23 protein-coding genes are annotated in these 25,028 nt (G+C 59.5%); 13 read left to right on the forward strand and 10 right to left on the reverse strand.

Annotated features, from left to right (window positions below; translation table 11 throughout):
* Window positions 1-3: 3 nt before the first annotated feature.
* Window positions 4-372 (reverse strand): succinate dehydrogenase, hydrophobic membrane anchor protein, encoded by a 369-nt coding sequence (gene sdhD / locus LOY38_RS21245; protein WP_003210573.1) that lies wholly within the window; start codon window positions 370-372, stop codon window positions 4-6.
* Entirely contained in the window at window positions 366-740 is a 375-nt protein-coding gene (sdhC, locus tag LOY38_RS21250; RefSeq protein ID WP_015096190.1) for a succinate dehydrogenase, cytochrome b556 subunit, read from the reverse strand. The genes sdhD and sdhC overlap by 7 nt, the downstream gene beginning before the upstream one ends.
* Before the next feature lie 363 nt (window positions 741-1,103).
* On the opposite strand from sdhC, the gene gltA reads away from it, so the two are divergent.
* Window positions 1,104-2,393 carry a citrate synthase gene (gene gltA, locus LOY38_RS21255; RefSeq protein ID WP_105339798.1) on the forward strand — a complete coding sequence of 430 codons (1,290 nt, stop codon included), beginning with the start codon at window positions 1,104-1,106 and terminating at the stop codon, window positions 2,391-2,393.
* 1,016 nt (window positions 2,394-3,409) lie between these two features.
* Here gltA and LOY38_RS21260 read toward each other — a convergent pair.
* From LOY38_RS21260 to LOY38_RS21270, 3 genes are all read right to left on the reverse strand, one after another.
* On the reverse strand, window positions 3,410-5,068 hold the full coding sequence (locus tag LOY38_RS21260; RefSeq protein ID WP_258696907.1) for a cation acetate symporter: 1,659 nt from the start codon (window positions 5,066-5,068) through the stop codon (window positions 3,410-3,412).
* Entirely contained in the window at window positions 5,065-5,376 is a 312-nt protein-coding gene (locus LOY38_RS21265) for a DUF485 domain-containing protein (RefSeq protein WP_007939152.1), read from the reverse strand. Before LOY38_RS21265 ends, LOY38_RS21260 begins: the two co-directional genes overlap by 4 nt.
* A gap of 295 nt (window positions 5,377-5,671) precedes the next feature.
* Window positions 5,672-6,523: a glycine betaine ABC transporter substrate-binding protein gene (locus tag LOY38_RS21270; RefSeq protein WP_258696908.1), complete on the reverse strand. Its 852-nt coding sequence runs from the start codon at window positions 6,521-6,523 to the stop codon at window positions 5,672-5,674.
* A gap of 286 nt (window positions 6,524-6,809) precedes the next feature.
* Here LOY38_RS21270 and LOY38_RS21275 point away from each other — a divergent pair, with 286 nt between their 5' ends.
* The gene (locus LOY38_RS21275) at window positions 6,810-8,405 is read left to right on the forward strand and encodes a beta (1-6) glucans synthase (protein ID WP_258696909.1); all 1,596 of its coding nucleotides are present in this window, start codon (window positions 6,810-6,812) and stop codon (window positions 8,403-8,405) included.
* Between the two features lie 99 nt (window positions 8,406-8,504).
* Here LOY38_RS21275 and LOY38_RS21280 read toward each other — a convergent pair whose 3' ends face one another.
* Window positions 8,505-8,873: a hypothetical protein gene (locus tag LOY38_RS21280; RefSeq protein WP_258696910.1), complete on the reverse strand. Its 369-nt coding sequence runs from the start codon at window positions 8,871-8,873 to the stop codon at window positions 8,505-8,507.
* A gap of 224 nt (window positions 8,874-9,097) precedes the next feature.
* On the opposite strand from LOY38_RS21280, the gene LOY38_RS21285 reads away from it, so the two are divergent.
* Both LOY38_RS21285 and LOY38_RS21290 read left to right on the forward strand, forming a co-directional pair.
* Window positions 9,098-10,396 (forward strand): serine/threonine protein kinase, encoded by a 1,299-nt coding sequence (locus tag LOY38_RS21285; protein ID WP_258696911.1) that lies wholly within the window; start codon window positions 9,098-9,100, stop codon window positions 10,394-10,396.
* Complete coding sequence (locus tag LOY38_RS21290; protein WP_258696912.1) at window positions 10,389-11,177, forward strand: VacJ family lipoprotein; 789 nt, start codon at window positions 10,389-10,391, stop codon at window positions 11,175-11,177. The genes LOY38_RS21285 and LOY38_RS21290 overlap by 8 nt, the downstream gene beginning before the upstream one ends.
* Before the next feature lie 175 nt (window positions 11,178-11,352).
* Here LOY38_RS21290 and LOY38_RS21295 read toward each other — a convergent pair whose 3' ends face one another.
* Complete coding sequence (locus LOY38_RS21295) at window positions 11,353-12,267, reverse strand: DUF808 domain-containing protein (protein ID WP_258696913.1); 915 nt, start codon at window positions 12,265-12,267, stop codon at window positions 11,353-11,355.
* A 134-nt stretch (window positions 12,268-12,401) separates the two neighbouring features.
* Between LOY38_RS21295 and LOY38_RS21300 the strand changes: the two genes are divergently transcribed.
* Window positions 12,402-13,010 carry a TetR/AcrR family transcriptional regulator gene (locus tag LOY38_RS21300; protein WP_258696914.1) on the forward strand — a complete coding sequence of 203 codons (609 nt, stop codon included), beginning with the start codon at window positions 12,402-12,404 and terminating at the stop codon, window positions 13,008-13,010.
* A 125-nt stretch (window positions 13,011-13,135) separates the two neighbouring features.
* Here the strand turns inward: LOY38_RS21300 and LOY38_RS21305 are convergent, their stop codons facing one another.
* Complete coding sequence (locus LOY38_RS21305; protein ID WP_258696915.1) at window positions 13,136-13,594, reverse strand: REP-associated tyrosine transposase; 459 nt, start codon at window positions 13,592-13,594, stop codon at window positions 13,136-13,138.
* Window positions 13,595-13,805: 211 nt separating this feature from the next.
* Complete coding sequence (locus LOY38_RS21310) at window positions 13,806-14,246, reverse strand: heme-binding protein (RefSeq protein ID WP_258696916.1); 441 nt, start codon at window positions 14,244-14,246, stop codon at window positions 13,806-13,808.
* 266 nt (window positions 14,247-14,512) lie between these two features.
* Between LOY38_RS21310 and gcl the strand changes: the two genes are divergently transcribed.
* The 8 genes from gcl to LOY38_RS21350 all read left to right on the forward strand — a co-directional run bounded on the left by gcl (window position 14,513) and on the right by LOY38_RS21350 (window position 24,226).
* A complete protein-coding gene (gene gcl, locus LOY38_RS21315) occupies window positions 14,513-16,288 on the forward strand; it encodes a glyoxylate carboligase (RefSeq protein WP_258696917.1) in 1,776 nt (591 codons plus the stop codon).
* 146 nt (window positions 16,289-16,434) lie between these two features.
* Window positions 16,435-17,217 carry a hydroxypyruvate isomerase gene (gene hyi / locus LOY38_RS21320; RefSeq protein WP_258696918.1) on the forward strand — a complete coding sequence of 261 codons (783 nt, stop codon included), beginning with the start codon at window positions 16,435-16,437 and terminating at the stop codon, window positions 17,215-17,217.
* Between the two features lie 153 nt (window positions 17,218-17,370).
* Window positions 17,371-18,261 carry a 2-hydroxy-3-oxopropionate reductase gene (locus LOY38_RS21325; RefSeq protein WP_258696919.1) on the forward strand — a complete coding sequence of 297 codons (891 nt, stop codon included), beginning with the start codon at window positions 17,371-17,373 and terminating at the stop codon, window positions 18,259-18,261.
* A 163-nt stretch (window positions 18,262-18,424) separates the two neighbouring features.
* Window positions 18,425-19,705, forward strand: a complete 1,281-nt coding sequence (locus LOY38_RS21330; protein ID WP_258696920.1) for a glycerate kinase — start codon at window positions 18,425-18,427, stop codon at window positions 19,703-19,705.
* Window positions 19,695-21,110 (forward strand): pyruvate kinase, encoded by a 1,416-nt coding sequence (gene pyk / locus LOY38_RS21335; protein ID WP_258696921.1) that lies wholly within the window; start codon window positions 19,695-19,697, stop codon window positions 21,108-21,110. The genes LOY38_RS21330 and pyk overlap by 11 nt, the downstream gene beginning before the upstream one ends.
* A gap of 141 nt (window positions 21,111-21,251) precedes the next feature.
* Window positions 21,252-22,166: an urea transporter gene (locus LOY38_RS21340; RefSeq protein WP_258696922.1), complete on the forward strand. Its 915-nt coding sequence runs from the start codon at window positions 21,252-21,254 to the stop codon at window positions 22,164-22,166.
* 21 nt (window positions 22,167-22,187) lie between these two features.
* Window positions 22,188-23,012, forward strand: a complete 825-nt coding sequence (locus tag LOY38_RS21345) for an ion transporter (RefSeq protein WP_258696923.1) — start codon at window positions 22,188-22,190, stop codon at window positions 23,010-23,012.
* Between the two features lie 215 nt (window positions 23,013-23,227).
* Entirely contained in the window at window positions 23,228-24,226 is a 999-nt protein-coding gene (locus LOY38_RS21350) for a sulfate ABC transporter substrate-binding protein (RefSeq protein WP_258696924.1), read from the forward strand.
* A gap of 87 nt (window positions 24,227-24,313) precedes the next feature.
* On the opposite strand, the gene LOY38_RS21355 is transcribed toward LOY38_RS21350, so the two are convergent.
* Window positions 24,314-24,943 carry a hypothetical protein gene (locus tag LOY38_RS21355; RefSeq protein ID WP_258696925.1) on the reverse strand — a complete coding sequence of 210 codons (630 nt, stop codon included), beginning with the start codon at window positions 24,941-24,943 and terminating at the stop codon, window positions 24,314-24,316.
* Window positions 24,944-25,028: the final 85 nt, after the last annotated feature.

Below are 25,028 nucleotides of genomic sequence, written 5' to 3' on the forward strand. Positions count from 1 at the left end.
GGATCAGATACCCCAGAGAATCTGCACACCCCAGACGAAGTAAGCGAACATCGCAACGCCGCATACCGCCTGGAAAAGGAAACGTACTGCAGTCGCGGACTTGCCCAGCGCCATCGGCGTCAGGTAGTCGGTCGCGATGGTCCACATGCCGACCCAGGCGTGAGCGCCCAGGGCCACAAGGGCCAGCAGACTGAAGATACGCATCCCGTTGTGGGCGAACAGGCCATGCCATTGGGCGTAGCCAATGCCAGGATTCGCCGCGAGGTATCCGATCAGGAAGATGAAATAAGCCGCGAGAACAACCGCAGACACACGTTGCGCCATCCAGTCATAGAGGCCCGAACGCGAAAGGTTCGTAACGCTGGTTACCATATCCAAACTCCTGCCAGAACGATCAACACCACGGAAACGGCGATGATAATTTTCGAGCCCAGGCGGCCGCCTTCAAGCGTCTCGCCGATGCCCATATCCATGATCAAGTGGCGCACGCCGGCTACCAGGTGATACAGAAGAGCGGACAGGAGGCCCCATGCTACGAACTTGGCCAGCGGACTGGTCAAGCATGCCTTCACCTCGGCAAAACCTTCCTCGGAACCCAGAGACTTGCCCAATGCATACAGCATGAAGCCAAGGCCCAGGAAGAGGATGATGCCGGAAACACGGTGAAGAAACGACGTAACGCCGGTGATGGGGAGTTTGATGGTCCTTAGGTCTAGGTTTACAGGTCGTTGGCTTTTCACGGCTTTTTTTTCACACTGAAGAGCCCCTAACAATCAGGGCAAAGTTGTTGGGGAGTGCACTGGTCAGGTAACCACCACCCAGGGATGCGACCCCCAATAAAGCAGGCCCAAAAGCCCCTGGCGGTCGGTGGCCGAGTATAGACAGTTAGGCTACTAATGACAACGCGTTCACCTTCCCCTAATAGCTGATTGCACAAGTCAGATAAAAGGCGTAAACGGCAGTCAATTTCGAGGAAAAAGTCCGGTTAAAGCCTTCTGGAGCAAGACTTTAGGCAAATTGACATTCAAATTTATCTCACTATAGTGGTGCGGGCCCTGCGTGGGGGGTCTGTCTGATGATTTCAAGCATAAATAGGAGGCCACATGGCTGACAAAAAAGCGCAGTTGATCATCGAGGGCGCAGCCCCCGTCGAGCTGCCCATTTTAACCGGCACCGTTGGTCCCGATGTTATCGACGTTCGGGGCCTGACGGCCACGGGCCGTTTCACCTTTGACCCTGGTTTCATGTCGACCGCCTCCTGCGAGTCGAAGATCACCTATATCGACGGCGACAACGGCATTCTGCTGCACCGCGGCTACCCGATCGAACAGCTGGCTGAAAAGTCGGACTACCTGGAAACCTGCTATCTGCTGCTCAACGGTGAATTGCCGACCGCAGAACAGAAGGCCCAGTTCGTCGGCACCGTGAAGAACCACACCATGGTTCACGAGCAATTGAAGACCTTCTTCAACGGCTTCCGTCGCGACGCCCACCCGATGGCCGTCATGTGCGGCGTAGTGGGCGCCCTCTCGGCGTTCTACCACGACTCCCTCGACATCAATAACCCGCAGCATCGCGAAATCTCCGCGATCCGCCTGGTTGCCAAGATGCCGACCCTGGCCGCAATGGTTTACAAGTACTCCATGGGCCAACCCATGATGTACCCGCGCAACGACCTGTCGTACGCGGAAAACTTCCTGCACATGATGTTCAACACCCCGTGCGAGATCAAACCGATCAGCCCGGTACTCGCCAAGGCCATGGACCGGATCTTCATCCTCCATGCCGACCACGAGCAGAACGCATCGACCTCCACCGTACGTCTGGCCGGTTCGTCGGGTGCCAACCCGTTCGCCTGTATCGCCGCCGGTATCGCTGCACTGTGGGGCCCTGCCCACGGCGGTGCGAACGAAGCCGTGCTGACCATGCTCGATGAAATTGGCGATGTCTCGAACATCGACAAGTACATCGCCAAGGCCAAGGACAAGAACGATCCGTTCAAACTGATGGGCTTCGGTCACCGGGTTTACAAAAACCGCGACCCACGCGCCACCGTCATGAAGCAGACCTGCGACGAAGTACTGAAAGAACTGGGCATCACCAACGATCCGCAACTCGAACTGGCCATGCGCCTGGAAGAGATCGCCCTGACCGACCCGTACTTCATCGAACGCTCGCTGTATCCGAACGTCGACTTCTACTCGGGGATCATCCTCAAGGCGATCGGCATTCCAACCAGCATGTTCACCGTGATCTTCGCCCTGGCGCGGACCGTCGGCTGGATCTCCCACTGGAAAGAAATGCTCTCCAGCCCGTACAAGATCGGCCGCCCGCGCCAGTTGTACACCGGCTACGAGTCGCGTGACATCACCCGGCTTGAAGACCGCAAATAAGACCTGTCTTGCGATAACGTCTTGAGCTGTACCGGAAACGGCCTCTATTTAGATAGAGGCCGTTTTTGTTTGTGCCTGACATTGAGTGACGCGGCGGCCTGAGGGCCGACCGGACTCTATGGCTGTGTACATATCCGTTTCTTCGGTTGCGCCAGCTGGCGGTTCCGCTCTTACAGCGGGTCACTTTCGAAAAGCGCGAAAGTAACCAAAGCGCTTCTGCCCCTTTCGTTCGGTGCCTCGCCCAGGCTCGGCATGCCCTCGCTCCGGTCCTGCTCCGTGGGCCCGCCGCGATCGGCCATCCATGGCCGTGCGCGGCTAACCCGGCATCCATGCCGGGTTGCCCACTGCGCAGAACCTCCTCTCGGCCTCTCGAGGGGGCGGTGCGTCAAGATCAAAAGCTGCAGGCGAGCTAACGCTCGACCTGTTGAGTGGTGAAAAGCAGAGCGGATATGCTCTGATTTTTTGTGGGAGCTGGCTTGTCGGGTCGCCGCATCGCTGCGATGGCGGCCTGTCAGCCGACCAATCGTCCCCCGGATATACCCAGTCCAACTGTGGGAGCGAGCCTGCTCGCGAAGCTGTTGATCTTGCTGTTGCTGTTGCTTTGGCTTTTGATCTTGATCTGTCTGCCCCTTTCCCAGAGGCCGAACGCAGGTATTGCGCAGGGGGCACCGCGGCAAGGATGCCGCGGTAGCCGCCCCCGGCCATGGATGGCCGATGGCGGCGGGCCCCCGGAGCAATGCCGGAGTGAGGGTATGCCGAGCCTAGGCGAGGCACCGAATGGTGGGGCAAGACCTTTTGGTTACTTTTGGGGCGTTTGCCAAAAGTGACCCGCTGTAAGAGCGGAACCATAAGTGGCCGTTACCACAGAAACGGATATGTACTCGATCAAAGAGCCCGGTCGGCTATCAGGCCACCTCCGCGAAAAAGCCATACACTGTGCGATAACCGCCCAATAAAAAAATGCCCCGATCTCTCGACCGGGGCATTCGTTTTAGCGCGGCTTATATATAGAAGCCTTAGTGCGCAACCGCCCCACTCGCCCCCAACCCGGTCTGCGAACGAACGAACTGCGGGAAGAACAGCGCCCGCTCGTTCACGCCCTCGGCGGACTTGTCAGTGACCGAGAAGAACCAGATCCCGACAAACGCAATGGCCATGGAGAACAGCGCCGGGTATTCATACGGGAAGATCGCCTTCTCGTGACCCAGGATCTGCACCCAAATGGTTGGCCCCAGCACCATCAAGCCAACAGCACTGACCAGACCCAGCCAGCCGCCGACCATCGCGCCGCGAGTCGTCAGCTTCTTCCAGTACATGGAAAGCAACAGCACCGGGAAGTTGCAGCTCGCCGCGATGGAGAACGCCAGGCCCACCATGAACGCGATGTTCTGCTTCTCGAACAGAATGCCCAGGCCGATCGCCAGCACCGCCAGGGCGATGGTGGTGATTTTCGAGACACGGATCTCGTCCTTCTCGTTGGCCTTGCCCTTCTTGATCACGCTGGCATACAAGTCATGGGACACCGCCGAGGCACCCGCCAGGGTCAGGCCGGCCACGACCGCCAGGATGGTCGCGAACGCTACCGCCGAGATGAAGCCCAGGAAGATACTGCCACCCACCGCGTTGGCCAAATGCACCGCCGCCATGTTGTTGCCGCCCAACAGCGCACCAGCCGCATCTTTAAAGACCGGATTGGTGCTGACCAACAGGATCGCACCGAAACCGATGATGAACGTCAGGATGTAGAAGTAGCCAATGAAGCCGGTTGCATACAGCACGCTTTTACGCGCTTCTTTCGCGTCACTCACGGTGAAGAAGCGCATCAGAATATGCGGCAGGCCAGCGGTACCGAACATCAGTGCCAGGCCGAGGGAGAACGCCGAGACCGGATCTTTCACCAGACCGCCCGGGCTCATGATCGCTTCACCTTTAGGGTGAACCTTGATCGCCTCGGAGAACAGCGCGTTGAAATCGAAGTTGACGTGTTTCATCACCATCAGCGCCATGAACGAGGCACCGGACAGCAACAGCACCGCCTTGATGATCTGCACCCAAGTGGTCGCCAGCATGCCGCCGAACAGCACGTACAGGCACATCAGGATGCCCACCAGGATCACCGCAACGTGGTAGTCCAAGCCGAACAGCAGCTGAATCAGCTTGCCGGCACCGACCATTTGCGCGATCAGGTAGAACGCCACCACCACCAGCGAGCCGCACGCCGACAGCGAGCGGATCTGGGTTTGCCCCAAGCGATAGGACGCCACGTCGGCAAAGGTGTACTTGCCCAGGTTACGCAGACGCTCGGCGATCAGGAACAGAATGATCGGCCAACCCACCAGGAAGCCGATCGAATAGATCAGGCCGTCGTAGCCGGAGGTGAACACCAGGGCGGAAATCCCCAGGAAAGACGCCGCGGACATGTAGTCACCGGCAATCGCCAGACCGTTCTGGAACCCGGTGATCTTACCGCCCGCCGCATAGTAGTCGGCCGCCGATTTGTTGCGCTTGGACGCCCAGTAGGTGATGCACAGGGTTGCCCCCACGAACACCACGAACATCAGGATCGCGGAAACGTTGAGCGGTTGTTTCTGTACCGCGCCCGTCAGGGCTTCAGCCGCCCAGGCGCCAGGTGCGAAGGCTGCGATGCTCAATAGAGCCATTAGACGCCGGATCATTGCTGAGCCTCCTTGAGAATCGCATTGTTCAAGTCGTCGAATTCGCCATTGGCGCGTCGCACGTAGATGCCTGTCAGGACAAAGGCCGAAACAATCAGCCCGACACCGATCGGAATACCCCAGGTAATCGATGACTCAGGGCTGATTTTCGCGCCCAGAATATGCGGCCCGTAAGCAATCAAAAGGATGAATCCGGAGTACAGCCCAAGCATGATCGCTGAAAGAATCCAGGCGAATCGTTCCCTCTTGCTAACCAGCTCCTTGAAGCGTGGGCTGTTTTGAATCGAGAGGTAAATGCTGTCGTTCATTGTTTTTATCCTCGCAGCACAGATTTTAGTTGGAACGCTATCTACTCTATGCGGCTGCCGGACAGGTTCCAGACGACCTTAGTATTAGAACGACATGACAGACTCGCCATTTCCCAGCAGGCGTTAAACAATGTGGGAGCGAGCCTGCTCGCGATTACGGTGTGTCAGTTAACATCAATGCCGACTGATACATTGCAATCGCGAGCAGGCTCGCTCCCACAGGGAAAAGCAAAAAGCCCCTTGGCATTTAAGCCAAGGGGCCTTGATAGGTGCTGACCAGACGCTTCAAGTCAAATCATTTGGTCCAGTCGGCAACGCGATCCGGGTGTTTGGCCACCCAGTCTTTCGCTGCGGCTTCAGGTTTGGCACCGTCCTGAATCGCCAACATGACTTCGCCGATTTCGTCTTTCGACGCCCACTGGAAGTTCTTCAGGAACTTCGCAACTTCAGGCGCTTTGGTTGCCAGTTCTTTGCTACCGATGCTGTTCACGGTTTCAGCCGCGCCATAAACGCCTTTCGGGTCTTCCAGGAAGCGCAGTTTCCACTTGGCGAACATCCAGTGCGGCACCCAACCGGTGACGGCAATGGATTCGTTTTTCTTCTCGGCACGGGTCAGCTCGGCAATCATGCCGGCGCCGGAACTGGCCTTGAGGGTGTAATTGTCCAGACCGTAATCCTTGATGGCCTGATCGGTCTTGAGCATCACGCCTGAACCGGCGTCGATGCCGACGATACGGCCCTTGAAGCTCTCGTCGGTTTTCAGATCCGCAATCGACTGGGCCTTGACGTACTCCGGCACGATCAGACCGATTTTCGCATCCTTGAAGTTCGGGCCGTAGTCGACGACCTGATCCTTGTTCTTCGCCCAGTATTCGCCGTGAGTCACAGGCAGCCACGCCGACAGCATGGCGTCGAGTTTGCCGGTGGCCACACCTTGCCACATGATCCCGGTGGCAACCGCTTGCAGTTTCACGTCATAACCGAGCTTCTGTTTGATCACTTCAGCAGCCACGTTGGTCGTGGCGACGCTGTCCGACCAACCGTCGACATAACCGATCGTTACTGCCTTGCCTTCAGCGCTGGCTACGGTAGAACTGATCGCCAGCACCAAAGCGGCACCTGCGCCCAAGAGTCGTCGCATCTTCATCGTTACTTCCCCGAAAGTGCTGCACTCGACGGATGCCGAGTCGCTCAACGTATTTTTATGGTGCACAGCGCCCCCATCACGCCGACCGCAAACTCGCTCGATCGTCAGTGGAGTACTGACGTGTCGATCATCAACCTGACGCCAACAGTGACCTGCTCTGTCAGCGACCTCAAGGCATCGAGAAACGACATCAGAACGCCATTAATCGTGCCCCGTGAAAGTACGCACGCCAACCCCGCCCAAACTTTGCATGTCAAAATTATGCGGGCCACCAAGCACGGGACAAATGCAGGTAACATGCGCGACTTTGCTCCCAGACGGCCTGACCATGCCCGCGACATCCCGCTTTCCTTTTTTGGCTTATCTCTTCGCTTGCCTGCTGGGGTTTTTTGCCCTCGGTGGCTTCTGGTATGGCCTCGGCAAACCGGTGATCCTGCCGGACGCGGCCAGCGCGACGCACAAGCTGCAATGCGCCTCCTACACCCCGTTCGACAAAGACCAATCGCCATTCGATGTGCCGTTCAAACTGCGCCCCGAGCGCATGGACGCTGACCTCGCGCTGCTGGCAACCCGTTTCGAATGCATTCGCACCTATTCCATGACCGGCCTCGAGGCTCTGCCCGATCTGGCACGCAAACACGGCTTGAAGCTGATGATCGGCGCCTGGGTCAACAGCAACCCGGTGGACACCGCCAAGGAAGTCGATCTGCTGATCGCCTCGGCCAATGCCAACGCGGATGTAGTGACCTCGGTAATCGTCGGCAACGAAACCCTGCTGCGCAAGGAAGTCACCGGCGCGCAGTTGGCGACGCTGATTAACAAAGTCAAAAGCCAGGTCAAACAACCGGTGACCTACGCCGACGTCTGGGAGTTCTGGCTCAAGCACCCGGAAGTCGCCCCGGCGGTGGACTTTTTGACCATTCATTTGCTGCCGTACTGGGAAGACGAGCCATCGAACATCGACGCCGCGCTACAGCATGTGGCCGAAGTACGTCAGGTGTTCGGCAACAAATTTGCGCCCAAGGACGTGCTGATTGGCGAAACCGGCTGGCCAAGCGAAGGCCGTCAGCGCGAAACCGCCTTGCCGAGCCGGGTCAATGAAGCCAAGTTCATTCGCGGTTTTGTCGCCATGGCTGAGCAGCAAGGCTGGCATTACAACCTGATCGAGGCGTTCGACCAGCCCTGGAAACGCGCCAGCGAAGGTGCGGTGGGCGGTTATTGGGGACTGTTCGATGCCGATCGCCAGGACAAGGGCGTGCTCGCCGGGCCGGTCTCGAACGTACCGTACTGGTCGCAATGGCTGGCGCTGGGTGGCTTGATCTTCATCGGCACACTGATCCTCGGCGGTCGCGTTCGCAGCACTCGCGCGGCGTTGGTTCTGCCGCTGCTCGGTGCGTTGGCGGCCTGTTCGATTGGCGCCTGGGGTGATCTGGCCCGCGTTACCACCCGGTTTGCCAGTGAATGGTTGTGGGTTGCCTTGCTGACGGGGTTGAATCTGTTGGTGCTGGCCCATGCCGCGCTGACCTTGAGCGCCCGCACCGGTTGGCGTGAACGCGCCTTCAATGCACTGGAACGTCGAGCCGGCTGGTGGCTGGCAGCGGCAGGTTTTGCCGCGGCGGTAATGATGCTGGAGCTGGTGTTCGACCCGCGTTATCGCAGCTTCCCGAGTGTCGCGTTCATCCTGCCGGCGCTGGTGTACCTGTGCCGTCCGGTGAGCGTGCCACGTCGGGAAATCGCCCTGCTGACCTTTATCATAGGCGCCGGCATTGCGCCGCAGCTGTATCAAGAAGGTTTGCAGAACCAGCAGGCCTGGGGCTGGGCGCTGGTGAGTGTGTTGATGGTGGCGGCGTTGTGGCGCAGCCTGCGGGTTCGCAAGGGCTGATCTTCAGCGCGGCAACCGGCCCTCGCTCCCACCGTTAACCGCGTTCTCATGCTGGATGCGGTCGAATGTGGGAGCGAGCCTGCTCGCGATGACGGACTATCAAACCCCGCGGGACGCCCGGACCAAACGCAAAGCAGCAATCACCACCGCAAACACCGCCAACGTGGTGGTGTACAACGCCAGCGCCGGAAACCCGAACACCAGCGCCAGCACCGCCAACCACCACCCCGCTCGCTCCGGCAGCACAAAACCGATCACGGCGGCGGCCACTGCCGTCCAGCCCAACACCTTGAAATGAATCATCAAGCCCAGATTCGAACGAATCTGACATTCCCAGCGACTGGCCTCGTCAACGCAGATGCCGACCCATTGAGCATCCTCCATGAAGCCGTAACGGGCGCCATAACTGGCGGCCAGCCACAATGGCAGAAGAACGAGCAGCAGAATCACGGGCAGACGGCGGGACATGAAACACTCCAATAAACGAAATCGGCGGCCAGCTTAATCTCCCGACAGCCTTACGCAAGCGCTAACAACAGTTAACTGGCCAGCCAATCACTGCAAAGTGTATCGTCCCGCTACCGTTGCTCCGAAATCAGCCTGTTTTGGTGCCGATGCATGGCACTTTGACGCAAATCCGATGGTCATAGCCTGCGAACTTCATCCGGCACCTTCCTCTAAGGGATCTAGTCATGCTCCGTTCCTTGCGCTTCGCCGCCCTGTTTGGCGGCTTGATTTTAAGTGCGTCCGTACTGGCGGCCGACATTGACGCCGCCAGCTATGGCTATCCCCTGACCAATCCGTTCGAGGCGACCATTGCCACGACACCACCGGATTTGCGCCCGGAATTGCCGCTGGACGAAGACATCAATCAGTCGGACCGCAGTGTCACCTTGCGCCCGGAGCGTGAATTCAGCCTGCCGGACAACTTCTGGCCGGTAAAGAAGCTCACCTACCGCATCGCCACGCAAGATAAAGCTGCTCCGTTGATCTTCCTGATCTCCGGCACTGGTGCACGCTATGACAGTACCCTTAACGAGTACCTGAAAAAGCTCTACTACAAGGCCGGCTATCACGTGGTGCAGCTGTCGTCGCCCACCAGCTTCGACTTCATGACCGCCGCCTCGCGCTTCGCTACACCGGGCGTGACCAAGGAAGATGCCGAAGACATGTACCGGGTGATGCAGGCTGTGCGGGCGCAGAACCCGAAATTGCCGGTTACCGATTATTTCCTGACCGGTTACAGCCTCGGCGCACTGGATGCGGCGTTTGTTGCGCATCTGGATGAAACCCGTCGCAGCTTCAATTTCAAGAAAGTCTTGCTGCTCAACCCGCCGGTCAACCTTTACACCTCGGTCACCAACCTGGACAAACTGGTACAGACAGAGGTGAAGGGCATCAATAACACCACCACTTTCTATGAGCTGGTGCTGGACAAACTGACCCGTTACTTCCAGCAGAAGGGCTACATCGACCTCAACGATGCCTTGCTCTACGACTTCCAGCAGTCCAAGCAGCACCTGAGCAACGAACAGATGGCCATGCTGATCGGCACCTCGTTCCGTTTCTCGGCGGCGGACATCGCCTTCACCTCGGACCTGATCAACCGTCGCGGCCTGATCACGCCACCGAAATACCCGATCACCGAAGGCACCACCCTCACACCGTTCCTCAAACGCGCACTGCAATGCGACTTCGACTGCTACATCACCGAGCAGGTCATCCCGATGTGGCGCGCCCGCACTGACGGCGGCAGCCTGCTGCAACTGATCGATCAGGTCAGCTTGTATGCGCTCAAGGACTACCTGCACGACAGCCCGAAAATCGCCGTCATGCACAACGCCGACGACGTGATTCTCGGCCCTGGCGACCTAGGGTTTCTGCGCCGGACCTTTGGCGACCGCTTGACTGTTTATCCATTGGGCGGCCATTGCGGCAACCTCAACTATCGCGTCAACAGCGACGCCATGCTGGAGTTTTTCCGTGGCTAAATACCCCCTGCTGATCGCAGCGTTACTCTGTGCAGGCGTCGCCAATGCCGACAACAGCAAAGCCAACGCCCCGGTGGTGGTCGATAAAGACGGTTTCAAGGAACCGCTGAGCAAACTCAAATTCAACCCGGGGCTGGATCAGCGCGAATTCGAACGCTCGACGCTCAATGCGCTGAACGTCTATGACCCGCTGGAAGAGTGGAACCGCCGCGTCTACCACTTCAACTACCGTTTCGACCAATGGGTGTTCCTGCCCGTGGTCAACGGCTATCGCTACGTCACCCCAAGTTTCCTGCGCACCGGCGTCAGCAACTTCTTCAACAACCTCGGTGACGTGCCGAACCTGGTGAACAGCCTGCTGCAATTCAAGGGGCAGCGCTCGATGGAAACTACCGCACGCCTGCTGCTCAACACCACCATCGGTGTCGCCGGCCTGTGGGACCCGGCCACCGCCATGGGGGTGCCGCGCCAGAGCGAAGACTTCGGCCAGACCCTGGGTTTCTACGGCGTACCGGGCGGCGCCTACTTCGTGCTGCCGATCCTCGGCCCGTCGAACCTGCGTGACACCGCGGGCCTGGCGGTCGATTACACCGGCGAATCGGCGATCAACTTCCTGAACGTTTCCGAAGTCAGCTCCAACCACCCGGAAATCTGGGTACTGCGCGGTATCGACAAGCGCTATCAGAACGGCTTCCGCTACGGCCAGCTGAACACACCGTTCGAGTACGAAAAAGTGCGTTACGTGTATACCGAGGCGCGCAAGCTGCAGATCGCCGAGTAACGTCGTCGGCAACAAAAAAGGCCATTCGATGCAGATCGAATGGCCTTTTTTATGCGCGATGTTCCAAGCACCGCCAACCTACTGTGGGAGCGAGCCTGCTCGCGATAGCGGTCTAACAGTCAACATTGATGGCGAATGTTATGAACTCATCGCGAGCAAGCTCGCTCCCACAGGTTCAGGCCTTTACCGTTTTCCAGATCTTGCTGACAGCCATCACCCCAACCAACACCGCCGCACCCGCCACAATCCCGGCCACCGCATTCAGCAACGTCGGCACGATAAATCCGGCCCCACCAGCACCTGCGGTGATACCCTCGATCCAGTGATGAACCACCGGCACGCCGTGGGTCAGAATCCCGCCGCCGACCAAAAACATCGCCGCCGTGCCGATTACCGACAGGCTTTTCATCATGTACGGCGCCGCACGCAGAATCCCGCCGCCGATGCTTTTGGCCATCTGGCCGGGCTTCCGGGTCAGCCACAGACCGAGGTCGTCGAGTTTGACGATGCCCGCCACCAGCCCGTACACGCCGATGGTCATGACGATGGCGATGCCCGAGAGCACGATCACTTGTTGGGTCAGCGATGCATCAGTCACAGTGCCCAGGGTGATGGCAATGATTTCCGCCGAGAGAATGAAGTCGGTACGGATCGCCCCTTTGATCTTGTCCTTCTCGAACGCCACCAGATCCACCGCCGGGTTGGCCACAGCCTCGACCAGCTCTGCGTGTTCGGCCTGATCTTCGGCTTGGCTATGCAGGAATTTGTGGGCGAGTTTCTCGAAGCCTTCGAAGCACAGGTAAGCGCCACCGACCATCAACAACGGCGTGACCAGCCACGGAATGAACGCGCTGATGGCCAACGCCGACGGCACCAGGATCAGCTTGTTGAGGAACGAGCCCTTGGCCACCGCCCATACCACCGGGATTTCCCGCTCGGCACGCACGCCGGAAACCTGCTGGGCGTTGAGCGCCAGATCGTCGCCCAGTACACCGGCGGTCTTCTTCGCGGCCATTTTGGTCATCAACGCCACGTCGTCCAGTACGGTGGCGATGTCGTCGATCAGCACCAGCAAACTGCTTCCTGCCATGAATCGGGTTTCCTTCTTGAGTGAATGGCGCGCAGCATAACGCGACCCGAGGCCACACGGGGCATTCTTGAGCGCCGCGCGAGGCCGGTGCTACCATGCGCAACCGCCAGAACAGGCAAGGAACCCCCTGGTTTATGAGCACTATCCGCGAGCGCAACAAAGAACTGATCCTGCGTGCCGCCAGTGAAGAATTTGCCGACAAGGGCTTCGCTGCGACCAAAACCAGTGACATCGCAGCCAAAGCGGGGCTGCCCAAGCCCAACGTCTACTACTACTTCAAATCCAAGGAAAACCTCTACCGCGAGGTCCTGGAAAGCATCATCGAGCCAATCCTGCAGGCCTCGACACCGTTCAACGCCGACGGTGTGCCCAGCGAAGTGCTGAGCGGCTACATTCGCTCGAAAATCCGCATCTCCCGTGATCTGCCCTTCGCCTCCAAGGTATTCGCCAGCGAAATCATGCACGGCGCCCCGCACTTGAGCCCCGACCTGGTCGAGCAGCTCAACGGCCAGGCCAGGCACAACATCGACTGCATCCAGACCTGGATCGACCGCGGCCAGATCGCCCCGATCGACCCCAACCACTTGATGTTCAGCATCTGGGCCGCGACCCAGACCTACGCCGACTTCGACTGGCAGATCTCTGCGGTGACCGGCAAGGCCAAGCTGGATGAAGCCGACTATGAAGCGGCGGCGCAGACGATTATCCGGTTGGTGCTCAAGGGGTGTGAGCCCGACCGATAAATCGCGGCACGGCCATCGCGGGCAAGCCCGCTCCCACAGAATCTCTTGGTGTACACAAAATCTGTGAACACTCTCGATTCTTGTGGGAGCGGGCTTGCCCGCGATGAAGGCGACTAGGAACTCAATCAAACCCAAATAGCATCCCACAGCGGATAGTCGCCCAGTCGTTCAACGAGCCCTGCCCGCAAAGGGTTAGCGACAACATACCGCGCCATCTTCACCAAGTCCTCCTCTCGCCTCAATGCCCGATCGTGATAGCCCTGCTGCCAAAGTGGCCCATTTCGATTGCTGGAAAGATTCACCTCTCGAACAATCAATGACTTGGTTTGACGCATCAGATTACTGAGCGAACATTTTTTCAGTTCGACAAGCCAGTGGAAGTGATCAGGCATAACGACCCATGCCAGTGAGTTCACTAACCCTGTGTTTTGTGCTTGGCGAAATTGATGAACAACCAATCTGCCCAATGCGAAATCCGCAAAAACCGGCTCGCGATCAAGTGTATTGGTAGTCAGTAAGTAGATTCGATTGGGTTCGGCATAGCGGCCCGTTCGCAGGCGATGTGAAGCAGGAAGATCAGGCAATCCGTTGCCCCTTCATGATGGATTCATCGGAAGACTAGACCTGAGCGGCCCATAGACCGCGACAATCCGTTATCTGGATGTGTCCATGAGGCCGCCATCGCGGGCAAGCCCGCTCCCACAAGGATCGAAGGTGTTCACAGATTCTGTGTTCACCAGCAGGAACCTGTGGGAGCGGGCTTGCCCGCGATGACATTCGTTCAGCCCCTGAAGATCAACCAACCACCCCCGCATCCGCCCTCAACCCCTGCGCCTCGATCGCCCTGATCGCACACTGCTCATCAACATCAGACAAATCGCCGCTGATGCCCACCGCCCCCAACACACTCCCGTCCTGATCCCGAATCAACACGCCGCCCGGTACCGGGACGACGCTGCCCTGCCCCAGGCTATTCAGCGCGGCGAAGAAGGCCGGGCGTTGTTGGGCGTCTTGAGCCAGCAGCCGTGAGCCTTTGCCCAGGGCGATCGCGCCCCAGGCTTTGCCAATGGCGATCTGCGGGCGCAGCAGGCTCGCGCCGTCTTCGCGTTGCAGCGTTATCAAGTGCCCGCCGGCGTCCAGCACCGCAACGGTCAATGGCGCGGCAGAGATTGCACGGCCTGCGGAGATGGCCTGATTGGCCAGGTTGACTGCGATGTTCAAGGTTAAAGCGCTCATGGTGCCGTCCTCATTTTGTTATTGGGAAAGCCGTTGGACTGTTTTGTATTGCGCAATCCGATGCGACAAATAGAACACAATGAGTAGTTTATTTGTATACAATAATTATAGAAAAACGCCATTTTCGACGAAAAACCACACTTCACGAGGCTTCCGACGAATGAAACAGCTGCTTGAGAAAATGGATTGACCTGCGCCGTCCGCCGTGAATACACTCTGCGCAAAGCCACTTGTATACAATTACAGAACGTAAGAGGCACAAAACCATGAGCAAAATGAGAGCAATCGAAGCCGCCGTTCTGGTGATGCGCCGTGAAGGGGTCGATACCGCTTTTGGCATCCCGGGCGCCGCGATCAACCCGCTGTACTCCGCCTTGCAGAAGGTCGGTGGCATCGATCACGTCCTCGCTCGCCACGTTGAAGGCGCCTCGCACATGGCCGAGGGCTACACCCGCACCAAGGCCGGCAACATCGGCGTGTGCATCGGCACGTCCGGCCCGGCCGGCACCGACATGGTCACCGGGCTCTACAGCGCCTCGGCCGACTCGATCCCGATCCTGTGCATCACCGGCCAGGCACCACGGGCCCGCATGCACAAGGAAGACTTCCAGGCCGTCGACATCACCAGCATCGTCAAGCCGGTCACCAAGTGGTCGACCACCGTCATGGAGCCGGGCCAGGTGCCTTACGCGTTCCAGAAAGCGTTCTATGAAATGCGCTCCGGCCGCCCAGGCCCAGTGCTGATCGACCTGCCGTTCGACGTGCAGATGGCTGAAATCGAATTCGACATCGACGCCTATGAGCCGCTGCCGCTGGCCAAGCCGACGGCTAATCGCGTGCAGATCGAGAAGGCTCTGGCCATGCTTGATCAGGCTGAGCGCCCATTGCTGGTCGCCGGTGGCGGCATCATCAATGCCGACGCCAGCGAGTTGCTGGTGGAGTTCGCTGAGCTGACCGGCATTCCAGTGATCCCTACCCTGATGGGCTGGGGCACCATCCCGGACGATCATCCACTGATGGTCGGTATGGTCGGCCTGCAAACCTCGCACCGCTACGGCAACGCGACGATGCTGAAGTCCGACATGGTGCTGGGTATCGGTAACCGTTGGGCCAACCGTCACACCGGTTCGGTCGACGTTTACACCGAAGGCCGCAAGTTCATTCACGTCGACATCGAGCCGACTCAGATTGGCCGCGTGTTCACCCCGGACCTGGGCATCGTTTCCGACGCCGCTGCCGCGTTGACCGTGTTCATCGAAGTCGCTCGCGAATGGCAAGCCGCCGGAAAGCTGAAAAACCGCAGCGCCTGGCTGCAAGACTGCCAGCAGCGTAAAGCCAGCCTGCAGCGCAAGACTCACTTCGACAACGTGCCGGTCAAGCCGCAGCGCGTGTACGAAGAGATGAACCAGGTGTTCGGCAAGGACACCTGTTACGTCAGCACCATCGGTCTGTCGCAGATTGCCGGCGCGCAGTTCCTGCACGTCTACAAACCGCGTCACTGGATCAACTGCGGTCAGGCCGGCCCGTTGGGCTGGACGATTCCGGCAGCACTCGGTGTGGTCAAGGCTGAGCCGACCCGCAAAGTGGTGGCGCTCTCGGGCGACTACGACTTCCAGTTCATGATCGAAGAACTGGCGGTGGGCGCGCAGTTCAAGCTGCCGTACATCCACGTGGTGGTGAACAACTCGTACCTGGGGCTGATCCGCCAGGCTCAGCGCGGCTTCGACATGGACTACTGCGTGCAGCTGTCCTTCGACAACCTCAACGCTCCGGAACTCAACGGTTACGGTGTCGACCACGTCGCTGTCGCCGAAGGCCTGGGTTGCAAGGCGCTGCGGGTATTCGAACCGGACCAGATCCAGCCTGCCCTGCGCAAGGCTCAGGAACTGATCGAGGAGTTCAAGGTGCCGGTGATCGTCGAGATCATTCTGGAGCGCGTGACCAACATTTCCATGGGCACCGAGATCAACGCCGTCAACGAATTCGAAGACTTGGCGCTGGTCGGCAACGACGCGCCAACGGCGATTTCGCTGCTCGATTGATGATCGTTGATCGTTCCCACGCTCTGCGTGGGAATGCATCCAGTGACGCTCCGCGTCACATAACGGCTGGACGCAGAGCGTCCGGGGCGGCATTCCCACGCAGAGCGTGGGAACGATCAGCCCTCACACATATACGGGAGACCACCATGCCGCGTTTCGCAGCCAACCTGTCCATGCTGTTCACCGAGCAGGATTTTCTTGCCCGTTTCGACGCTGCCGCCAAGGCCGGCTTCAGTGGTGTCGAATACCTGTTTCCCTACGACTTCAGCTCCGCCGACATCAAGGCCAGGCTCGATGCCAACGGCCTGACCCAGGTGCTGTTCAACCTGCCGGCCGGTGACTGGGCCAAGGGCGAGCGCGGTATCGCGTGCTTGCCGGATCGGGTCGAAGAATTCCGCGCCGGTGTCGATCTGGCCATCGCTTACGCCAACGTGCTGGGCAACACCCAGATCAACTGCCTGGCCGGTATTCGTCCACAAGGCGTCGACGATGCCACGGTGGAAAAGACCTTCGTCGCCAACCTCAAGTACGCGGCCGACAAGCTGCAAGCGGCGGGCATCAAACTGGTGATGGAAGCGATCAACACCCGTGATATCCCCGGCTTCTACCTGAACAACACAGCGCAAGCCCTGTCGATTCGCGAACAGGTCGGCAGCGCCAACCTGTTCCTGCAATACGACATTTATCACATGCAAATCATGGAGGGTGACCTGGCCCGCACCATGGCTGCGCACCTGGACGAGATCAACCACATCCAGTTGGCCGACAACCCAGGGCGCAACGAACCGGGCACCGGTGAAATCAATTACCGCTTCCTGTTCGAACACCTGGACCGCATCGGCTATCAGGGTTGGGTTGGCTGTGAATACAAGCCGCTGACCACCACCGAAGCGGGTCTGGGCTGGTTGAAAACCCATAACGCGATTTGACGCAAAACCTGTGGGAGCGAGCCTGCTCGCGAAGAGGCCGGCACATTCAACATCCATGTTGCCTGGCACACCGCTATCGCGAGCAGGCTCGCTCCCACAGAAAGCGGTCTCCCTATTTGCTTGAAGCAGCAACAAAAACAAGAGGATTTTCTCATGGCTAAAATCGGATTTATCGGCACCGGCATCATGGGCCACCCAATGGCGTTGAACCTGCAGAAAGCCGGTCACAGCCTGTTCCTGTCGGCGCACCACGACGCCGCCCCTGCCGACCTGATGGCCGCTGGCGCCGTCGCGCTGGCGAACCCGAAAGAAGTCGCCCAGGAAGCCGAATTCATCATCGTCATGGTCCCGGATACCCCGCAGGTCGATGACGTGCTGTTCCGCGCCGACGGCGTTGCCGCAGGCGTGAGCAAAGGCAAAATCGTGATCGACATGAGCTCGATCTCGCCGACCGCCACCAAAGCCTTCGCTGCCAAGATCAACGAGAAAGGCGCGCAGTACCTCGACGCGCCAGTGTCCGGCGGTGAAGTCGGCGCCAAGGCGGCGACCCTGAGCATCATGGTCGGCGGCGAAGCCGATGCCTTCGAACGCGCCCTGCCGCTGTTCCAGGCCATGGGCAAGAACATCACCCTGGTCGGTGGCAACGGCGATGGGCAAACCGCGAAAGTGGCGAACCAGATCATCGTCGCGCTGAACATCCAGGCTGTGGCCGAAGCTCTGCTGTTCGCCTCGAAAAACGGCGCCGATCCAGCCAAAGTACGCGAAGCGCTGATGGGCGGCTTCGCCTCGTCGAAGATCCTTGAAGTTCACGGCGAACGCATGATCAAAGGCACCTTCGACCCGGGCTTCCGCATCAGCCTGCACCAGAAGGACCTGAACCTGGCCCTGGCCGGCGCACGCGAATTGGGCATCAACTTGCCAAACACCGCCAATACCCAGCAAGTGTTCAGCACCTGCGCGGCCATCGGTGGCAGCAACTGGGACCACTCGGCGCTGATCAAGGGCCTGGAACATATGGCGAATTTCTCGATTCGCGATAAATAACACCTGCCCCCTACTGATCGTTCCCACGCTCTGCGTGGGAATGCATCCCGGGACGCTCCGCGTCCCTGCCGAGCGGACGCGGAGCGTCCAGTTGAGGCATTCCCACGCAGAGCGTGGGAACGATCATTTGCGCTAAACAAAACAATAAGACTGGGAGCCCGCCATGTCGGTCGATCCGCAACAACTGCTGCGCGAGCTGTTTGCCACAGCCATCGACGCGGCCCATCCGCAGCACGTCCTCGAAGATCATTTGCCAACCGATCGCAGCGGCCGGGTGATCGTCATCGGCGCCGGTAAAGCCGCAGCCGCCATGGCCCAGGTGGTCGAGCGCTGCTGGCAGGGTGAAGTGTCCGGCCTGGTGGTGACCCGTTATGGCCACGGCGCCCCGTGCGAAAAAATCGAAGTGGTCGAAGCTGCTCACCCGGTGCCGGATGCGGCTGGTTTGGCTGTCGCGAAACGGGTGCTGGAACTGGTCAGCGACTTGAGTGAAGACGACCGCGTAATCTTCCTGCTCTCGGGCGGTGGCTCTGCCCTGCTCGCCTTGCCTGCCGCCGGCATCACCCTGGCCGACAAGCAATCAATCAACAAAGCCCTGCTCAAATCCGGCGCGACCATCGGCGAGATGAATTGCGTGCGCAAGCACCTCTCGGCGATCAAGGGCGGTCGTCTGGGTAAAGCCTGCTGGCCGGCCACGGTTTATACCTATGCGATTTCCGATGTACCGGGCGACCTCGCCACGGTCATCGCGTCCGGTCCTACGGTGGCCGACCCGAGCACCTCGTCCGAAGCGCTGGCGATCCTCAAGCGCTATGGCATCGAAGTCCCGGCCTCGGTGCGCAACTGGCTGCAAAGCCCGGAATCGGAAACGGTCAAACCCGGCGATCCGAGCCTGGCCCGCAGTCACTTCCAATTGATCGCCCGCCCACAGCAATCGCTGGAAGCGGCGGCGGTGAAAGCCCGTCAGGCCGGTTTCAGTCCGTTGATCCTCGGCGATCTGGAAGGCGAATCCCGGGAAGTGGCGAAAGTCCACGCCGGCATTGCGCGACAGATCGTCCAGCACGGCCAGCCGCTGTCGGCACCGTGCGTGATTCTGTCCGGCGGCGAAACCACCGTCACCGTGCGCGGCAATGGCCGTGGCGGGCGCAACGCCGAATTCCTGCTGAGCCTGACCGACAGCCTCAAAGGCTTGCCCGGCGTCTACGCCCTGGCCGGTGACACCGACGGTATCGACGGTTCCGAAGACAACGCCGGCGCGATCATGACCCCGGACAGCTACGCCCGCGCCATCGCCCTTGGCTTGAGCGCCAGCGACGAGTTGGACAACAACAATGGCTACGGTTATTTCGAGGCACTGGACGCCCTGATCGTCACCGAGCCGACCCGCACCAACGTCAACGACTTCCGCGCCATTTTGATTCTCGAGAGCCCTAAACATGACGCCTGACAAGAAGGTCAAAATCCTCGCTACCCTTGGCCCGGCCACCGACGGGATCGAAGACATCCGTGAATTGGTGCAGGCCGGGGTCAATATCTTTCGCCTGAACTTCAGCCATGGCGATCACGCCGACCACGCGCAGCGCTATCAGTGGATTCGTGAAGTCGAGCGCCAGCTGAATTACCCCTTGGGGATTCTGATGGACCTGCAAGGCCCGAAATTGCGGGTCGGCAAATTCGCCCAAGGCAAAGTGCAGCTGCATCGCGGTCAGGCCTTGCGTCTGGATCTGGATGCGACACCGGGGGATGAACGCCGGGTCAACCTGCCCCATCCTGAAATCATCGCCGCTCTGGAGCCCGGCATGGACCTGCTGCTGGACGACGGCAAGCTGCGCCTGCGAGTGGTGACCAAGTACGCCGATGCCATCGACACCACGGTGCTCAACGGTGGCGAGCTGTCGGATCGCAAAGGCGTCAACGTGCCGCAAGCCGTGCTGGACCTGAGCCCGCTGACCGCCAAGGACCGTCGCGACTTGAGCTTCGGTCTGGAACTGGGCGTGGATTGGGTCGCGCTGTCGTTCGTGCAACGCCCGGAAGACATCCGCGAAGCCCGCGCGCTGATCGGCGACAAGGCGTTCTTGATGGCGAAGATCGAGAAACCATCGGCCGTGACGCAACTGCGGGAAATCGCTGAATTGAGCGATGCGATCATGGTCGCGCGCGGTGACCTGGGTGTGGAAGTGCCGGCCGAAAGCGTGCCGCAGATTCAGAAAAACATCATCAGCACCTGCCGGCAACTCGGCAAACCGGTGGTGGTGGCGACGCAGATGCTGGAGTCGATGCGTTTCTCCCCGGCCCCGACCCGTGCCGAAGTCACTGACGTCGCCAACGCCGTGGCCGAAGGTGCGGACGCGGTGATGCTGTCGGCGGAAACCGCGTCCGGCGAGTACCCGCTGGAAGCCGTGCAAATGATGAGCAAGATCATCCGTCAGGTGGAAAACGGTCCGGACTATCAGACCCAACTGGACGTGAGTCGGCCGAAGGCTGAAGCCACGGTGTCGGACGCGATCAGCTGCGCGATCCGCCGCATCAGTAACGTACTGCCGGTGGCGGTGCTGGTGAATTACAGCGAGTCCGGCGCGTCGAGTCTGCGGGCGGCGCGGGAACGGCCGACGGTGCCGATCCTCAACTTGACGCCAAACCTGCAAACCGCCCGGCGATTGACGGTGGCGTGGGGCGTGCATTCGGTGGTCAACGATCGGCTGCGGCAGGTGGATGAAGTGTGCTCGACGGCACTGGAGATTGCCCAGGCACAGGGGATGGCTCAGCGGGGGGATACGTTGCTGATTACTGCTGGGGTGCCGTTCGGGCAGCCGGGGTCGACCAATTCGTTGCGCATCGAGACATTAATCTAACTCCCCCCACACAATGATCGTTCCCACGCTCTGCGTGGGAATGCAGCCCGGGACGCTCCGCGTCCCAAGAGCAGACGCAGAGCGTCCATTGAGGCATTCCCACGCAGAGCGTGGGAACGATCTGTACTGACTGCCCCCATCATGCCTGCCAACCACTTCCACACCCACTGCCCCGACTGGGCCACCGCCCTGCTCAACGGCTTCAGCCAGATCTTCCTCCAGCGCCATCCGCTGTGCGGCCTGCTGTGTCTGTTGGCGATCCTGTTCAGTGCGCCGGCCCTGCTCGGCGGTGCGTTACTGGGAGGAGTCGCCGGGTTGCTCACCGCGCAACGTCGCGGGTATGCCAAGGCTGATCGTCAGGCCGGGCTGTTCAGTTACAACGGTGTTTTGCTCGGCTTGCTGCTGAGCCTTTATTTCCCTTGGTCAGCGCTGCTACCACCGTTGATCATCGCCAGTGGCGGTCTGAGCGCGATGCTCACCCGGCAATGGCTCAAAGACGCTGACGATCATCAATGTCTACCGGCCTATACCGCACCTTTCGTTGGGTTGAGTTGGTTATTGCTCGGCTTTGCCGCACCGCAGCAACCCGCTCCGCTGATCGAACTGAACACCCTCAACCTGCTCGCCGCCGAATTGAAAGGCCTGGGGCAAGTCATGTTTCTCGGTCATCCCCTGGCCGGCGCGCTGATTGCCGCCGGGTTGCTGATCGCTGACCGCCGCGCCTTCCTGTGGGCGCTGCTCGGCTCTGCTGCCGGCCTTGGCTTCGCCTTGCTGCATCACGACACCTCCAGCGCCTTGCAGGGCTTGAGCGGCTACAACCCGCTGCTCGCCGCCCTCGCCTTAAGCCCGCAACGCCGCCAACCGTGGCTGCCGCTGCTCGGCATTCTGCTGGCAGTGTTGCTCACGCCGGGATTTGCCGCACTGGGTCTGGCAGCGCTGACCGCGCCCTTCATCCTTGCCTGCTGGCTGATTCGCGCAGGCTGCAGAGTGCTGCGTCAGGCCGCCATAGACAGCGCGCCTTGCGCTACCGGGGAGAATCACCCTAGGCTTCGCTGATTCTCGATTCAGGCGTTATCCATGGACAGCAGCAAAAACTGGCGTGAAGCGCTTTACGTCATGATTTTCCAGACCGATACCCAGGCCGGTCGGCGCTTCGACAGCATCTTGCTGTTGATCATCCTCGCCAGTCTGGTGATCGTGGTGCTAGACAGTATCGACAGCGTTCACCAGAACTACGCCGCTGTGCTGGCGTACATCGAATGGGGCTTCACCGTCATTTTCGTCATCGAATACGGCCTGCGCCTGTACTGCTCGCCCAAGCCGCTGCGCTACGCGTTCAGCTTCTACGGGCTGGTGGATTTGCTGGCGATCGTGCCCGGGGTCCTCGCGCTGTATTACAGCGATGCGCAGTACCTGCTGATCATCCGGATCATTCGGATGCTGCGGATTTTCCGCGTGCTCAAGCTCAGCCCGTATCTGAAGCAAGCCAACTACCTGATGCTGGCGCTACGCGGCAGCAAGCAGAAAATCGTGGTGTTTCTGCTCAGCGTCAGCACCCTGGTGACGGTGTTCGGCACCTTGATGTACGTGATCGAAGGCCCGGAGCACGGCTTCACCAGCATCCCCAAAGGCATCTATTGGGCCATCGTCACGCTGACTACCGTGGGTTTTGGCGACATCGTGCCCAGGACGCCGTTGGGTCAGGTGGTTTCGTCGCTGGTGATGATCACCGGTTACTCGATCATCGCCGTGCCAACAGGGATCTTTACCGCGGAACTGGCCAACGCCATGCGCGGTGAACAATTGCAACACGATTGCCCGACCTGCCAGAAAAACAGTCACGAACACAACGCGGCGTTCTGCTCCCGCTGCGGCAATGCGCTGTTTAAGAAACTGGAATGAGCAAAGTGCTTTTTAATCTTTAAACGACTATGCGAGCCCGGCTATAGTCGCTGGCAAAACGGTGGCAACCGCTCTTCAATGACTGACAACTAACCCGTAGAAGCTGCCGCAGGCTGCGATCTTTTGACTTTGATTTGTGTCGGCTATTCAAGATCAAGAACGAAATCAAAAGATCGCAGCCTGCGGCAGCTCCTACAAAAGACAAGGAATGCGCAGTGAAAAAACTCTTTGGCGCCTCACTTCTGGCCGCTGGCCTGGCCTTGGGCAGCGTGGCTCAGGCTGCACCGACCCTGCTTAACGTTTCCTACGACGTGATGCGAGATTTCTACAAGGACTACAACGCTGCCTTCCAGAAACACTGGCAAGCCGAGCACAACGAGAACATCACGCTGCAGATGTCCTTCGGCGGTTCCAGCAAACAGGCCCGTTCAGTGATCGATGGCCTGCCGGCTGACGTCATCACCATGAACATGGCCACCGACATCAACGCCCTGGCGGATAACGGCAAACTGGTCCCGGACAACTGGGTCACGCGCCTGCCGAACAACAGCGCGCCATTCACCTCGGCGACCGTGTTTATCGTGCGCAAAGGCAACCCGAAAGCCCTGAAAGACTGGCCGGACTTGCTCAAGGACGGCGTGCAGGTGATCGTCCCCAACCCGAAAACCTCGGGCAACGGCCGCTACACCTACCTCTCGGCCTGGGGCTATGTGCTGAAAAACGGCGGTGACGAAAACAAGGCAAAAGCTTTCGTCGGCAAACTGTTCAAACAAGCGCCAGTGCTGGATACCGGTGGCCGAGCAGCCACCACCACGTTCATGACCAACCAGATCGGTGACGTGCTGGTGACCTTCGAAAACGAAGCGGAAATGATTGCCCGCGAGTTTGGTCGTGATCAGTTTGAAGTGATTTACCCGAGTGTTTCCGCTGAAGCTGAACCACCGGTGTCCGTGGTCGACAAAGTCGTCGAGAAGAAAGGCACTCGCGCTGCCGCTGAGGAATATTTGAAGTACCTGTGGTCGCCGGAAGGTCAGGAGATTGCGGCTGCCAACTACCTGCGCCCACGTGATCCGGCCGTGTTGGCCAAGTACACCGATCGCTTCCCGAAAGTGGACTTCCTTTCGGTGGAGAAGACCTTTGGTGACTGGCGCACTGTGCAGAAGACTCACTTCAATGATGGTGGGATCTTCGATCAGATATACAGCGGTCAGTAATGCCTGAACCCAACGAAAAGGCGACCTGTGAAGGTCGCCTTTTTTGTGGGTGCATGCTTGTGTGGCGAGGGGTATTGCGTCATGCCGTTACATTGGCGGGGTTATGCCGTCCTTGCCCGCTGCAATCGATTGGGCGGTGAGTGTCCCGTCGGCACTCTGGGTCACAAACGTCACGATCTTCACGCCCACCTTCAGCAAGCTCCGATCACCCGGCACCACGTTCACAATCGGCACATCCTCCGGCACCAGAATCGTCTGCTGCCCACCCTTGTAGTTGACGGTCAGAACCCGGCCGTTGCTGACCACCAGATCACCCACGCTGCCGTTGGTCATGCTGCTGCCCTTGACCAGATCAAAAGGCCGATGGCCGTCGCCGCTGCCGGCCAGCTCCGGCGGGAACACATGGACTTCCAGGGCCTTGAGGGTGCCATCTTCCTGGGGCACGGCAGCCGAGCCGATGTAGCTGCCGGGCTTGATGTCTTCGATATTGGCCAGGGTGACGGCGTGGGTTTTGGTGTCCCTGGTCAGGTTGATCACCACATTTTCGCCGCTATTGACGTGGATTTTCATGACGTCTGCGCTGATGCCGGTGATCTCGCCGCGCACGCCTATGCGCATCCCCGGTGCGTCGGCGGCCTGAGCGAAACCTGCCGTGAACACGCCGATCAAGGTAACAACTGAAGCGCCGCGGATCAGGTGTCGGAACATCGCATTCATATTGGAGTGCCTTCCAGTTTATCGAGCATAAGAGAACATAAGCACGCTATCGAAGAGGATGTAAGTGAATGTATCATCGGATCCC

Source organism: Pseudomonas sp. B21-015, from assembly GCF_024749285.1.
Taxonomy (GTDB): domain Bacteria; phylum Pseudomonadota; class Gammaproteobacteria; order Pseudomonadales; family Pseudomonadaceae; genus Aquipseudomonas.